Below are 13813 nucleotides of genomic sequence, written 5' to 3' on the forward strand. Positions count from 1 at the left end.
TTCTTTGCTGTGAGTGAGCAGATTCCCGCCGGGTGGTACCCGGACCCGAAGGACACCACCAGCGACCCGAGACCGCAGCGCTGGTGGGACGGCAAGGGCTGGACGGCCGACACCCGGCCCGCACCCTCGGACGCCCCGCAGCCGGAGTCCCCGGCCGCCGCGGCTCCGGGGCCGGGAGCGGCGGACCGGCCCACCGTGCTGGAGGGCGAGGTGCTGGAGAGCGGGCCGACGGTCCGCTACCCGGAGCCGCCGCCCTTCGGCACCGCCTACGGCGCCCCCGCCGAGCCGCCCGGCAAGGCCCGGCGCAAGCCGTCCAAGCTGGTCGTGGCCACCGTGGTCGCCGCCGTGCTCGGCCTGGGCGCGGGCTCGGGGATCACCTATCTGGCGATGGACGGCCACGGCGACAACCGGGCGCAGCGCAGCGCCGCCCGCGCCCAGCCGGCCCCGAACGGCGACGGGGGGCTGTTCGGCTTCCCCGGCCTCGGTGACGGCAACGGTGGCAACGGCGGTGGCGGCAACGGCAGCGGTGGCGGCAGCGGCAACGGCAAGGGTGGCGGGAACGGCAACGGCAGCGGGAAGTCCAAGCCGGGCGCCAACAAGGCGATCGACCTGGTGAACGGGCTCACCCTGCCCACCCCCTCCGGCTGGCAGGCCGGCACCACCAAAGACGGCTACGCCGCACTGACCATCGGCGCCTACACGTGCCCGGACGGCACCGACAGCTGCACCCTCGGCGGCGTGAACACCGGCCGGATCACCGGCGGCGGCACGGACGCCCAGGCGGCGGCGAAGGCCGACATCGACAAGGCGGTCAAGGACTCCTACAACGACGTCACCGGGCACCAGGAGCTCAAGTCCGAGGCCGTGAAGGTCAACGGCCAGGACGGCTACCTGGTCCGCTGGAAGGTGGACGCGGCCAAGGGCAACAGCGGCTACGTGCAGACGGTGGTCTTCCCGACCGCCGACGGCAAGGCGCTGGTCTCGGTGCACTTCGGCTTCGACATCGCGGACAAGGCGCCGGACGTCTCGGTGATGGACACCATCGTGAAGGGCATCGCCGACTTCAAGGGCAAGATCCCGGGCCTGCCCGGGATGCCCGGCCTGCCGGGCTCCGGCGGTGACTCCGGCAGCTCCGGCTCCGGCGGTGGATCCGGCGGCTCCGGCAGCGGCTCCTCCGGCGGCCCCGACGGCTCCGGTACGGCCACCACCTGAGCCCCGCGCTCCTCACAGCAGGACGGCCCACCCGGGAGGAAATCCTCCCGGGTGGGCCGTCGCCGTCAGGGCCCGGGTCCGTCCCGGGCCCCGGGAGGCGCGGAACCGGACCGGACGGGGGTGGGCCGGCCCGGCCCCGCGTCGTCCGGCGTCAGGAGTCGCGTCGAACAGCCTCGACACGACGGCGCCGGAGCACCATGCCCGCCCAGCCGACGCCGAGCGCGGCGGCGCCGGCGAGCAGCAGCGGACCGGTGGCGGAGGTGCCGGCCACGGCGGCGGAGGTGGTCGGGATCGGCTGGCCGGCCGGGGCGTTCGGATCCCCGCCGTGCCCGTGGTGGGCGACCGTGGACCTGGGGGCGTCGGCCGCGATCTGGGCGTCGCTGGGCGCGGCCGGGGCGGCGAGCGAGGAGACCGCCGGGGCGCCGGCCGTGGTGGCCTTGCCGAAGTCGACGTCGGAGCAGCTGTAGAACGCCTCCGGGCTGTCGCTGCGCTGCCAGATCATGTAGAGCAGCTGGCGGCCGGTGCGCTGCGGCAGGGTGCCCGGGTAGGTGTAGTACCCGTTGACGGCGGTGCGGTCGACCTGCACCTGGGCGACCGGGGTCGGGTCGAGGTCCGACCACTTCAGCGGCTTGGTGGGGTCGTAGCTCGGCTTGGTGATGTAGACGGTCTGGGTGCCGACGTGCGGCGCGGTGGTGCGGAACTGGAAGGTGAAGCTGCCCGCGCTGACCGGGGTGGCCGGCCAGTCGGTGCGCGGCCAGTCCAGGGCCGCGTACTTGTCGCGGTTGGCCGAGCAGAGCTTGCCGTCCGGGATCAGCGCCTGGTGGTTGCCGTTGGCGTTGGCGATGTTGACCTCGTTCCAGTCGTACAGCGGCTGGGTGCCGCTCGCGGCGACGAGGTCCTTGCACACCTGGGACACCGGGTGCTCGGGGCCCTCGGCGTAGCAGGCGGCGATCCGGCTGACCGGGCCGGTCATGGTGCCGTGGGCACTGGCGGTGCCGGCGGTGGTCGCGGCCATCGCGAGGACGGCGGCGCCGACCACGCCGACGGACAGGGCAGTTCGCTTGATGGACATGGGGTGGGGACTCCTTGACCGTCGTTCCGGGCGGGTGTGGGGGGAGCGGACACGCCTGCCCGTTCGGGGCCGCCGGCCCGGATCGCGGGCCCCGGCCAGAGCGTAGGATTGGTCTGGACCAGAAGGCAATAGCCGGGAGTGGTGCGGTTGTTGACGGACTGTAGCCTTCCGAGCAGCGCAAAGGCCCGACGGGACACCGTGGTTAGGTGTTCCATCGGGCCCGCTTAAGGCTCCGGAAAGGTCGGACTCAGAAGTTCACGTCGCCGGTGATCGTGCCGCTCTGGACGACGTTGCCGTGGACTGTGTTGTCCTTGAAGCTGTTGCGGATCACGGTGGACGTCTGGGCGGGTGCGTTCGGCATGAACTCGGCCAGGATCTCCCGGAGTTCGTTCGCCGCCTCCGGGTGCTCGCGGAACAGTCGGCGCAGACGGGTGCGCAGTACGGCCGTCTGGTCGGCCAGCGCGTCCTCGTCGTCGCCGGCCTCCACCACCTCGGCCCGGATCACCTCCAGATCGGCGCTCGTCGCCTCGTCCTCCTCGCCGCGGCCGAACATCCGGGCGACGCGTGAACTGACCTGCTCCCAGGCCGCGGTGGCCATCAGCCCGGCCAGCGACGAGGCCCCCGACGTCACCATCTGCTGTACGATCTCCGCTTCCATGGCGCCCCCTCGTGGTTGGTCGTGCCCGGCACCACGGTAGGGCAGAGCCGGACGAATCGTCAGAGGAACGTCTTCCCCTCACCCCGGTAGGTGGGGACGGTTCGGACGATCCGGTCCCCCTCGATCAGGTGCAGTTCGGCGAAGCGCTCGCACAGCTCGCCCGCCTTGGCGTGCCGGAACCAGACCCGGTCGCCGATCAGCAGGTCGTCGGCGGCCGGGCCGAGCAGCGGGGTCTGCACCTCGCCCGCGCCCTCCATCGGGTCGTACTGCAGCCCCGGCGGCAGGTACGGCATCGGCGAGCGGTCCGGTCCGACCGGGCCGGAGGCCGGGTAGCCGCCGCCGAGCACGGTGACCACCCCGACGCCGGGGCGGCGCACCACCGGCTGGCCGAACAGTGCGGCCGGACGGCCGCGGAACACCCGGTAGTTGTCGAACAGCTGCGGCTGGTACAGCCCGGATCCGGCCGCGACCTCGGTGACGGCCCGCTCGGCCGCGGTGGACTCCACGCTGCCGGTGCCGCCGCCGTTGACGAACTCCAGCTCGGCCACCTGCCGCAGCCGCCGCACCACCGCGGCGCGTCGCTCGGCCAGTTCGGTCCGGGCCTTGTTCTGCATCAGCCGGACCAGCTGGGAGCGCAGCGGTCGCCCGGGCACCCGGTCGCCCACCCCGGCGACGTGCCCCTCGTACGCCATCAGGCCGACCACCCGGAAGCCCCGGCGGCGCTGGACGAGTTCGGCGAAGGCGCCGAGCTCCTCCGGGGTGCGCAGCGGCGAGCGCCGGGCGCCGACCCGGACCTTCCCGCCGAACAGGTGCAGCGCGGTGTCCAGTTCCAGGCAGACCCGCACCTCGGCGTCACCGGTGCGGGCCTTGTCGATCAGGTCCAGCTGGGCCGGGTCGTCCAGCACGACGGTGACCCGGGCGGCGAGCTCCTGGTCCCCGGTCAGTTCGGCGTATCCGGCGCGGTCGGTGGAGGGGTAGGCGAGCAGGACGTCGCGCACGCCCGTACGGGCCAGCCAGAGCGACTCGTCCAGGGTGAAGCTCATCACCCCGAGGAAGCCGTCCATGGCCAGCGCCCGGTCCAGCAGGGCCCGGCAGCGCAGCGACTTGCTGGCCACCCGGATCGGCTTGCCGCCCGCCCGGCGCACCAGGTCGGCGGCGTTGGCGTCGAAGGCGTCGAGGTCCACGACGGCCACCGGCCCGTCCAGGTGGGCGGTGGCCCGGTCGTACCGGTGCCGGTCCGTGACAGGGGTGCGCGCAACGAGGATGACCATGCGCGCAGGCTGCCACAGCGCGCTACCGGTGGGTAGAGGTCGTGCGGGTAGTCGTGCGGGGAAATGCGGCCGGCGCCGACCGGTGGCATAGGGTCGGCCGGGTGGACCGCGAAGACTTCCCCAACCCGGCGTTCGTCGGCAAGAGCATCCCGAACCCCGGCTTCTCCGACGACGACGGCACGGCGGACCGGGCGCTCGCCGAGGCCCTCGCCCGCTGGTCGCAGGACCGTGCGGTGGAGCCCGAGGTGCTGGCGGCGCTGACCCCGACCCGGCTGATGGTCCCGATCGTGGCGATCCTCGGCGAGGTCGAGGTGGACGAGCACGGGCACCGGCACGACAAGAGCAGCGACATGGCCGTGCCGGTGCTGGAGGCCCCGGACGGGCGCCGCGCGCTGCCGGCCTTCACGTCCCTGGAGGCGCTCACCCGCTGGCGGGCCGACGCCCGCCCGGCGCCGACGGCGGCCCCGCAGGCCGCGATGGTCGCCTTCTCCGAGCGCGCCGACACGCTGCTGATCGACCCGGCCGGGCCGGTGCCGTTCCTGCTGAGCGGCGCCCGGCTGCGGGCCCTGGCGGAGAACCGCCCCTACCTGCCGCCGGTGCGGGACCCGGAGGTGCGGGAGGCGGTCCGGGTGCTGCTGGCGGCCGAGCCGCAGGTGCTCAGCGGGCTGCTGGCGCCGTCGGAGGACTCGGACGGGGTGCTCGCCGTGGTCTTCGACCCGGCGCTGGACCAGTCGGGGCTGCAGGAGGCCGCGCAGCGGGTCGGCCGGGCGGTGGCCGGGGACCCGGTGCTGCGGGTGCGGCTGGACCGGGGGCTGGACCTCGCGGTGCTGCCGGAGAGTGCCCAGCTGCCGGGGGAGCCGCTGTACCGGCGGTAGGAACGACGAAGGGGCCCGCAGGTACGAAATCTCGTACCTGCGGGCCCCGGTCGGATCGGTCTCAGCTGTAGACCGGCCCGGTGAACTTCTCGCCCGGCCCGGTGCCCGGCGCGTCCGGCACCAGGGAGGCCTCGCGGAAGGCCAGCTGCAGTGAGCGCAGCCCGTCGCGCAGCGGGGCCGCGTGGAAGTTGCTGATCTCCGGGGCGCCGGCCGTGACCAGTCCGGCGAGCGCGGTGATCAGCTTGCGGGCCTCGTCCAGGTCCTTGTCCTTCTCGCCGCCCTCGGCCAGGCCGCACTTGACCGCGGCGGCGCTCATCAGGTGCACCGCGACGGTGGTGATCACCTCGACGGCCGGGACCTCGGCGATGTCGCGGGTGAGGTCGTCGAAGCCGATCGCGTCGTCGTCCGTGCCGGGGGTCTGGGTGGGCTCGCTGCTCAAGAGGGGCTCGTTCCGTCGTGCGGTGTGGGTACAGGTTGGAGCGTACAAGGGGCCCGGAAGCCGCCGGGAAGGCAGTGCGCCGGGGCGGAATAGCGTTCGACAGCGCGACGCTGTAAGCTTCGAGACTGACCGGCCGGGATCCCTCATGGGCACCTGGCCAGCAAGTGGAGGCTCCACTGCGAGGAGGCCCGAGAGGGCAACCGCGAAAGTCTCCCACCTGATCGACTTCACGGTCGACGGGTCCCGGTCCGCGACGGGCGCCGAGGCGCCGAGTCGCCCGCAGCGTCCCTCACCGGATGCCGCCCCCGGTTGTGTGGAGCCCCGCTTGTACCGAGCGGGGCTTTTTTCGTGTCGCGGTGCACGCGGTGCCGAGAGGCATCGGGCAGCGCAGCACGAATGAAGCCCCGCCCAGTGGTCGAGTCCACTACGTGCGACCGCCGTCCGACGGCCGCATCGCAGAAGGTGCAACCGAGGAGGCCCCATCAGCACCGAGCCCCGCATCAACGACCGGATTCGCGTCCCTGAGGTGCGACTTGTCGGTCCCAGCGGCGAGCAGGTCGGCATCGTGCCGCTTGCCAAGGCGCTGGAGCTCGCACAGGAGTACGACCTCGACCTGGTCGAGGTCGCGGCGACCGCCCGGCCGCCGGTGTGCAAGCTCATGGACTACGGCAAGTTCAAGTACGAGTCGGCCATGAAGGCCCGTGAGGCGCGCAAGAACCAGGCGCACACGGTCATCAAGGAGATGAAGCTCCGGCCGAAGATCGACCCGCACGACTATGACACCAAGAAGGGTCACGTCGTTCGGTTCCTCAAGCAGGGCGACAAGGTCAAGATCACGATCATGTTCCGCGGTCGTGAGCAGTCCCGCCCCGAGCTGGGCTTCCGTCTGCTGCAGCGGCTCGCCGACGACGTCCAGGACCTGGGCTTCGTCGAGTCCTCGCCGAAGCAGGACGGCCGAAACATGATCATGGTTCTTGGCCCGCACAAGAAGAAGACCGAGGCGATGGCCGAGGCCCGCGCCCTCGCGGACGCCCGCAAGGCCGAGCGACTGGGCCGGACCCCCGGCTCCGACGCCGACCTCGCGGATGACGACGCGGTGGACGAGGACCTGGTCACCGAGGACGAGGACCTGGTGGCCGACGACGCCGAGACCGAGGCGCAGGACGCCCCGGTCGAGGCGCCGGCCGCCGAGGCCGAGGCCCCGGTCGAGCAGCCGGCCGCTTCCCAGGGCGCCTGAGCCGCAAGGCTCACGGCAGTCCGGGGGTCGGCCCCCAGGGTGACGGGGCGCCCCGCCCGGTCACCACAGATCCATCCAGTTCACGCCCGCGCGGCGCAGGTCGCGCGGGCGTGGACGGGACTGACGAGGAGATACGGCGAAATGCCGAAGCAGAAGACGCACAGTGGCGCCAGCAAGCGCTTCAAGATCAGTGGCTCTGGCAAGGTGCTGCGCGAGCGCGCCGGCCGCCGCCACCTCCTGGAGCACAAGCCCTCGACGCTGACCCGCAAGCTGGCCGGGACCGTCGAGCTGGCCCCCGCTGACGCCAAGAAGATCAAGAAGCTTCTCGGCAAGTGATCGCCCTCCCGCCCGGCGCGAGCCGTGCGGGGCAGCTGATCCTTCCCGACCCATTCGAATGACGGACCACGTGAAGTAGTCCGTGGTCCAACCCAAGGAGTAATCAAGTGGCACGCGTCAAGCGGGCAGTCAACGCCCACAAGAAGCGCCGGGTCATCCTGGAGCGCGCCAGCGGCTACCGTGGCCAGCGCTCGCGCCTGTACCGCAAGGCCAAGGAGCAGGTCACCCACTCGCTGGTCTACAACTTCAACGACCGCAAGAAGCGCAAGGGCGACTTCCGTCAGCTGTGGATCCAGCGCATCAACGCTGCGGCCCGTGCCAACGGCATCACCTACAACCGCTTCGTGCAGGGCCTGAAGGCCGCCAGCGTCGAGATCGACCGCAAGATGCTGGCCGACCTGGCCGTCAACGACCCGGGTGCGTTCGCCTCCCTGGTCGAGGTGGCCCAGAAGGCGCTGCCGGCCGACGTGAACGCCCCGAAGGCCGCCGCCGACGCCGCCTGATCTTCCGAGATCGGTTGAGCTCTGACCGGACCCGCAGGCTCTCCTGCGGGTCCGGTTCTGCTTTCCGTCCCCCGTGCCCTCCCAGTGCCTCCAGAGAACGAGACCATGCCGAGCACCGAGACCCCCCTGCTCACCTCCCTGCGCTCGCCGCGCGTCGTCGCCGCCCGCCGGCTCGCCAAGCGGAACCAGCGCACCAAGGAGCGCCGCTTCCTGGCCGAGGGCCCGCAGGCCGTCCGGGAGGCCATCGGGTTCGGCAAGCTGCCGGGGACGGCCGAGCACGCCGTGGTCGAGGTGTACGTGGGCCTGGAGGCCGCCGAGCGGCACGCGGACATCGTCGAGGCCGCCCTGGCCGAGGGGCTGCCGGTGCTGACCGCCACCGACGAGGTGATCGCCGACATCTGCGACACCGTGACCCCGCAGGGCATCGTGGCGCTCTGCCGCTTCATCGACACCCCGTTCGCCGAGGTGCTCGCGGCCCGGCCCAAGCTGGTGGCGATCCTCGCCCACGTGCGCGACCCCGGCAACGCCGGCACCGTGCTGCGCACCGCCGACGCCGCCGGCGCGGACGCCGTGGTGCTCACCGACGCCTCGGTGGACCTGTACAACCCGAAGGCCGTCCGGGCCTCCGTGGGCAGCCTGTTCCACCTGCCGGTGGCGGTCGGCGTGCCGGTCGAGGAGGCGGTCGGTCAGCTGCGCGCGGCCGGCATCCGGGTGCTCGCCGCGGACGGGGCGGGGGAGCGCGACCTGGACCGGGAGCTCGACGAGGGCACCCTCGGTGCGCCCGGCGCATGGCTGTTCGGCAACGAGGCCTGGGGGCTCCCGGAGGAGACCCGCGCGCTCACCGACGAGGTCGTGCGGGTACCGATCCACGGCCACGCGGAGAGCCTCAACCTGGCCACCGCCGCGGCCGTCTGCCTGTACGCCTCCGCCCGGGCCCAGCGTTCGCCCGGCGGCTGCCGCTCGAACGGCTGACGCCGGGGCCCTGATCCGGCGAGAACCCGCAGGACACGCCCCGGGCGCGCCGCGTTCTCACGCTGCAAGCCCTACTGCGGGGGCCTGCGAGGCGCTAGGGTCTGCCTCGGTGGGGGGAACGGCACGGTGGGTAATCGGGGAGGCAACCCATGGTCGGCAGCGGACCCGAGCTCGACCCGGACGACCTGCCGGACGGCTTGGTGGTCGCCGACGCGCTGGGCCGGGTGGTCTGCTTCAACCGGGCCGCGGCCCGGCTCACCGGCGTGCTCCCGGCGGCCGCGCTCGGTCTCGCGCTGGAGGACGTCCTGCCGCTGGAGGACCTGGACGGCCGCCGCTGGTGGCAGCTGACCGACCCGTACGGCGGCCTGGCGATCCGCACCGGCCAGCCCGAGCGCAATCTGCTGCTGCCCGGCGGGCGTGAGGTGCTGGTCTCCGCCCGGTACGTCCGGGCGGTGCCGCAGGGGCAGCTGGAGCGCCTGGTGGTCGCCGTGCGCGGCACCGAGGCCCGGCGCCGCACCGAGCGCAGCCACGCCGAGCTGATCGCCACCGTCGCGCACGAGCTGCGCTCCCCGCTGACCAGCGTCAAGGGCTTCACGGCGACGCTGCTGGCCAAGTGGGAGCGGTTCACCGACGGGCAGAAGCGGCTGATGCTGGAGACGGTGGACGCCGACGCCGACCGGGTCACCCGGCTGATCGCCGAGCTGCTGGACATCTCCCGGATCGACGCCGGACGGCTGGAGCTGCGCAAGCAGGTGGTCGACCTGGCGGCCGCGGTGCGCCGGCACGTCGAGCGCAAGGTGGCCACCGGCATCCCCGAGGAGCGCTTCGACATCCGGATCACCGAGCCGCTCACCGTGCTGTGGGCGGACCCGGACAAGGTCGACCAGGTGCTCGCCAACCTGCTGGAAAACGCGGTGCGGCACGGCGAGGGAACTGTCACCATCGAGGTGGCACCGGCCAAGGAGGTCGTCGAGGCGCCCGTCTGGGAGCGCTCCGGCACCCCGCCCCGCATCGTGGAAGGCACAGCGGTCACCGTGAGCGACGAAGGCAGCGGCATCCCCGAGGAGTCGATGCCGCGCGTCTTCACCCGCTTCTGGCGGGGCTCCAAGCGCGGTGGCACCGGCCTCGGGCTCTACATCGTCAAGGGCATCGTGGAGGCCCACGGCGGTTCCATCCGGGTCGACCGCGCGCCCGGCGGCGGGGCCCGGTTCCGATTTATCCTGCCCGCCGGGGTGCCCGACTTCATGCTCTGAAGGAGCATGAGCGACTGACACAGCACGCTGTGGACGCGCTGGAGTCGGGGTCCGGACGGGCTTGACGGCAGCCGCGCTACGCGCTGCGACTACACTCGACCTTTGGCGTTGCGCAACGCCCTGTGCGGCTGTGCCGCGGACACCCTCCCCGTCAGCACGGAGACCGGCTGCCCGCGCCCCGGCCCCGCCGGGCGTGACGCGAAGGCGAGCCCACACACCTGAGTACGGACGAGCAGGAGCACGGGAAGATAGAGATGTCGGCACCCAACAAGTCGTACGACCCTGTCGAGGTCGAGGCACTCAAGCCCGAGGTGGTGGAGCAGGCGCGGGACGCGGCGATCGCCGCCTTCGCCGCCGCCGGTTCCCTGGACGAGCTGAAGCAGGCCAAGGTCGCCCACACCGGCGACCGCTCCGCGCTCTCCCTCGCCAACCGCGAGATCGGCGCCCTTCCGCCGCACGCCAAGGCCGCCGCCGGCAAGCTGATCGGCCAGGCCCGCGGCGCCGTCAACCAGGCGCTCGCCAAGCGGCAGGCCGAGCTGGAGGCGGAGCGGGACGCCCGCGTGCTGGTCGAGGAGGCGGTGGACGTCACCCTGCCGTACGACCGCGCCCCGCGCGGCGCCCGGCACCCGCTGACCACGCTGGCCGAGCGCATCGAGGACACCTTCGTCGCGATGGGCTACCAGGTCGCGGAGGGCCCCGAGGTCGAGGCCGAGTGGCTGAACTTCGACGCCCTCAACCTGGGCCCGGACCACCCGGCCCGCTCGATGCAAGACACCTTCTTCGTCCAGGCCCCGGACGGCTCCGCCGACTCCGGCGTGGTGCTGCGCACCCAGACCTCCCCGGTCCAGGCCCGCACCCTGCTCCACCGTGAGCCCCCGGTCTACGTGGTCTGCCCCGGCCGGGTCTACCGGACGGACGAGCTGGACGCCACCCACACCCCGGTGTTCCGCCAGGTCGAGGGCCTCGCCGTCGACGAGGGCATCACCTTCGCCGACCTCAAGGGCACCATCGAGGTGCTGGTCGAGAAGCTGATCGGCGGCGGCCTGGAGCTGCGCTGGCGCCCCTCGTACTTCCCGTTCACCGAGCCGAGCGCCGAGATCGACCTGCAGTGCTTCGTGTGCCGCGGCGAGAGCGTCGGCAACCCGGACCGCCCGTGCCGCACCTGCTCCTCCGAGGGCTGGATCGAGCTCGGCGGCTGCGGCGTGGTCAACCCCCGGGTGCTGGTCGCCTGCGGCGTGGACCCGAACCGCTACAGCGGGTTCGCCTTCGGCCTGGGCCTGGAGCGGATCCTGATGAATCGTCACAACGTCGCCGACATGCGCGACATGGTCGAGGGTGACGTCCGCTTCACCCTCCCGTTCGGGATGGAGATCTGATGCGCGTCCCGCTTTCCTGGCTGCGCGAGTACGTCGACCTTCCGGCCGGTGAGACCGGCCGCGACGTGGCCGAGCGCCTGGTCCGGGCCGGCCTGGAGGTCGAGACCGTCGAGCAGCTCGGCACCGACCTCAAGGGCCCCCTGGTGGTCGGCGAGGTGCTCTCCATCGAGGAGCTGTCCGGCTTCAAGAAGCCGATCCGGCACTGCTTCGTCAACGTCGGCGACGCCAACGGCACCGGTGAGCCGCAGGAGATCGTCTGCGGCGCGACCAACTTCGCCGTCGGCGACAAGGTCGTGGTCGTGCTCCCGGGCGCCGTGCTGCCCGGCCCGTTCCCGATCGCGGCCCGCAAGACCTACGGCCACACCTCGGCCGGCATGATCTGCTCCGCCCGCGAGCTGGGCATGGGCGACGACCACAACGGCATCATCGTGCTCCCGCCCGAGTACGAGCCCGGCACCGACGCCATCGAGCTGCTCCAGCTGGTCGACGAGGTGCTGGACATCGCCGTCACCCCGGACCGCGGCTACTGCCTGTCGATGCGCGGCGTGGCCCGCGAGGCCGCCGCCGCGTACGGGCTGCCGCTGGCCGACCCGGCGCTGCTCGACGTGCCGCCGGCCAACTCCTTCGGCTACCTGGTCAAGGTCAACGACCCGGCCGGCTGCGACCGCTTCGTGGCCCGCACGGTCATCGGCGTCGACCCGACCGCCAAGTCGCCGATCTGGCTGCAGCGCCGCCTCCAGAAGTCGGGCATCCGCCCGATCTCGCTGACCGTCGACATCACCAACTACGTGATGCTGGAGGTCGGCCAGCCGCTGCACGCCTACGACAAGCAGCGCGTGAGCGGCCCGATCACGGTCCGCCGGGCGGCCGAGGGCGAGACCCTCACCACCCTGGACGGCGTCGAGCGCAAGCTCGCCGCCGAGGACCTGCTGATCTGCGACGCCAGCGGCCCGATCGGCCTGGCCGGGGTCATGGGCGGCGCCTCCACCGAGATCCTCGACCCGGCCGCCGGTCCGGGCACCACCGAGGTGATCATCGAGGCCGCGCACTTCGACCCGGTCTCCATCGCCCGCACCGCCAAGCGGCACAAGCTGCCCTCCGAGGCGTCCAAGCGCTTCGAGCGCGGCGTCGACCCGGAGGCCGCCCGCGCCGCCGCGCAGCGCGCCGTCGACCTGCTGGTGCTGATCGCCGGCGGCACCGCCGAGGCCGGGGTCACCGACATCGCGGCCCCGCACCCGGTGCGCACCATCACCATCGCCGCCGACCTGCCGGACCGGGTGGCCGGCACGGCGTACGGCCGCGAGACCGTCACCCGGCGCCTGCAGGAGGTCGGCTGCTCGGTCGCGGGCTCCGACGTCCTGGAGGTCACCCCGCCGGCCTGGCGGCCTGACCTCACCGACCCGTACGACCTCGCCGAGGAGGTCATCCGGCTGGAGGGCTACGACAACGTCCCCGCCCGGATGCCCAACGTCCCGCCGGGCAAGGGCCTGACCGAGGCCCAGCGCGTCCACCGCCGGATCGGGGTGGCGCTGGCCGGGGCCGGCTACGTCGAGGTCAACAACTACCCGTTCCTCGGCGAGGCCGCCTTCGAGGCGCTCGGCCTGGAGCCGGAGGACCGCCGCCGCCGGACCGTCACGCTGGTGAACCCGCTCAACGACGAGGAACCGTCGCTGCGCACCACCATGCTGCCGGGCCTGCTCGGCGCACTGCGCCGCAACATCGGCCGGGGCAACACCGACCTGGCGATCTTCGAGACCGGCACCGTGTTCCTGCCGAAGGACGAGCTGACCGTGGCCCCGCGCCCGGCCGTCGACCGCCGGCCGAGCGACGCGGAGCTGGCCGCGCTGGACGCCGCGCTGCCGGACCAGCCGCGCCGGGTCGCCGTCGCCCTCGCGGGCGAGCGGCTGCCCTCCGGCTGGTGGGGCAAGGGCGACCAGGCCTCCTGGGCGGACGCGATCGAGGCGGCCCGTACGGTGGCCCGTGCGGCCGGCGTCGAGCTGACCGTGCGCCAGGGCCAGTTGGCGCCCTGGCACCCGGGCCGCTGCGCCGAGCTGGTGGTCGCCGGCACCGACCGGGTGGTCGGCCACGCCGGTGAGCTGCACCCCCGCGTGGTCAAGGCGCTCGGCCTGCCGGCCCGTTCGGCGGCGATGGAGCTCGACATCGACCTGCTGACGGCCGACGGCTCGCGGAAGGTCGACGGCCCGGCGGTCTCCGGCTTCCCGGTGGCCACCCAGGACGTCGCGCTGATCGTCGACACCGCCGTCCCGGCCGCCGAGGTCGAGGCCGCGCTGCGTTCGGGCGCGGGCGAACTGCTGGAGGCCATCCGGCTGTTCGACGTGTTCACCGGTGAGCAGGTCGGCGAGGGCAAGAAGTCGCTGGCGTACGCGCTGCGCTTCCGCGCCGCCGACCGCACCCTGACCGCCGACGAGGCCACCGCCGCCCGCGAGGCGGCCGTCGCCGAGGCCGTCAGCCGCACCGGCGCGGTGCTGCGCGGCGCCTGATCCCGTAGCGCCCGGAGAGGGCCCCACCCCTGCCGCGAGGCGGGGGTGGGGCCCTTCGGCGTTCCTTCCCGGCCCTTCCCGGCCCTTCCCCGCCCTTTCCGGCTTGAC

At 73.1% G+C, this 13813-nt stretch carries 13 protein-coding genes; 9 read left to right on the forward strand and 4 right to left on the reverse strand.

The window, feature by feature from the left end; genetic code table 11:
• Positions 1–9: 9 nt before the first annotated feature.
• Positions 10–1212: a DUF2510 domain-containing protein gene (locus tag ACZ47G_RS20525; protein WP_465744581.1), complete on the forward strand. Its 1203-nt coding sequence runs from the start codon at positions 10–12 to the stop codon at positions 1210–1212.
• A gap of 151 nt (positions 1213–1363) precedes the next feature.
• Here the strand turns inward: ACZ47G_RS20525 and ACZ47G_RS20530 are convergent, their stop codons facing one another.
• From ACZ47G_RS20530 to ACZ47G_RS20540, 3 genes are all read right to left on the reverse strand, one after another.
• The gene (locus ACZ47G_RS20530) at positions 1364–2284 is read right to left on the reverse strand and encodes a lytic polysaccharide monooxygenase auxiliary activity family 9 protein (protein ID WP_465744583.1); all 921 of its coding nucleotides are present in this window, start codon (positions 2282–2284) and stop codon (positions 1364–1366) included.
• A 247-nt stretch (positions 2285–2531) separates the two neighbouring features.
• Complete coding sequence (locus tag ACZ47G_RS20535) at positions 2532–2942, reverse strand: hypothetical protein (protein WP_465744585.1); 411 nt, start codon at positions 2940–2942, stop codon at positions 2532–2534.
• A gap of 59 nt (positions 2943–3001) precedes the next feature.
• Positions 3002–4213 (reverse strand): alanine racemase, encoded by a 1212-nt coding sequence (locus ACZ47G_RS20540; RefSeq protein WP_465744587.1) that lies wholly within the window; start codon positions 4211–4213, stop codon positions 3002–3004.
• 101 nt (positions 4214–4314) lie between these two features.
• Between ACZ47G_RS20540 and ACZ47G_RS20545 the strand changes: the two genes are divergently transcribed.
• The gene (locus ACZ47G_RS20545) at positions 4315–5088 is read left to right on the forward strand and encodes an SseB family protein (protein WP_465744589.1); all 774 of its coding nucleotides are present in this window, start codon (positions 4315–4317) and stop codon (positions 5086–5088) included.
• A gap of 61 nt (positions 5089–5149) precedes the next feature.
• Here ACZ47G_RS20545 and ACZ47G_RS20550 read toward each other — a convergent pair whose 3' ends face one another.
• Entirely contained in the window at positions 5150–5527 is a 378-nt protein-coding gene (locus ACZ47G_RS20550; RefSeq protein WP_360230223.1) for a DUF1844 domain-containing protein, read from the reverse strand.
• Between the two features lie 481 nt (positions 5528–6008).
• Between ACZ47G_RS20550 and infC the strand changes: the two genes are divergently transcribed.
• The 7 genes from infC (at position 6009) to pheT (ending at position 13705) form a co-directional block, all read left to right on the forward strand.
• A complete protein-coding gene (infC, locus tag ACZ47G_RS20555) occupies positions 6009–6764 on the forward strand; it encodes a translation initiation factor IF-3 (RefSeq protein WP_465744831.1) in 756 nt (251 codons plus the stop codon).
• Positions 6765–6905: 141 nt separating this feature from the next.
• Positions 6906–7100 (forward strand): 50S ribosomal protein L35, encoded by a 195-nt coding sequence (rpmI, locus tag ACZ47G_RS20560; RefSeq protein ID WP_030055648.1) that lies wholly within the window; start codon positions 6906–6908, stop codon positions 7098–7100.
• A gap of 107 nt (positions 7101–7207) precedes the next feature.
• Positions 7208–7603 carry a 50S ribosomal protein L20 gene (rplT, locus tag ACZ47G_RS20565; protein ID WP_030055649.1) on the forward strand — a complete coding sequence of 132 codons (396 nt, stop codon included), beginning with the start codon at positions 7208–7210 and terminating at the stop codon, positions 7601–7603.
• 105 nt (positions 7604–7708) lie between these two features.
• Entirely contained in the window at positions 7709–8575 is an 867-nt protein-coding gene (locus ACZ47G_RS20570) for a TrmH family RNA methyltransferase (protein WP_465744591.1), read from the forward strand.
• 149 nt (positions 8576–8724) lie between these two features.
• Entirely contained in the window at positions 8725–9828 is a 1104-nt protein-coding gene (locus ACZ47G_RS20575; protein WP_465744593.1) for a sensor histidine kinase, read from the forward strand.
• 254 nt (positions 9829–10082) lie between these two features.
• A complete protein-coding gene (gene pheS / locus ACZ47G_RS20580; RefSeq protein WP_465744595.1) occupies positions 10083–11204 on the forward strand; it encodes a phenylalanine--tRNA ligase subunit alpha in 1122 nt (373 codons plus the stop codon).
• The gene (pheT, locus tag ACZ47G_RS20585; RefSeq protein ID WP_465744598.1) at positions 11204–13705 is read left to right on the forward strand and encodes a phenylalanine--tRNA ligase subunit beta; all 2502 of its coding nucleotides are present in this window, start codon (positions 11204–11206) and stop codon (positions 13703–13705) included. The genes pheS and pheT overlap by 1 nt, the downstream gene beginning before the upstream one ends.
• The last annotated feature ends 108 nt before the right edge of the window (positions 13706–13813 follow it).

This window comes from Kitasatospora sp. NPDC030952, assembly GCF_055571335.1.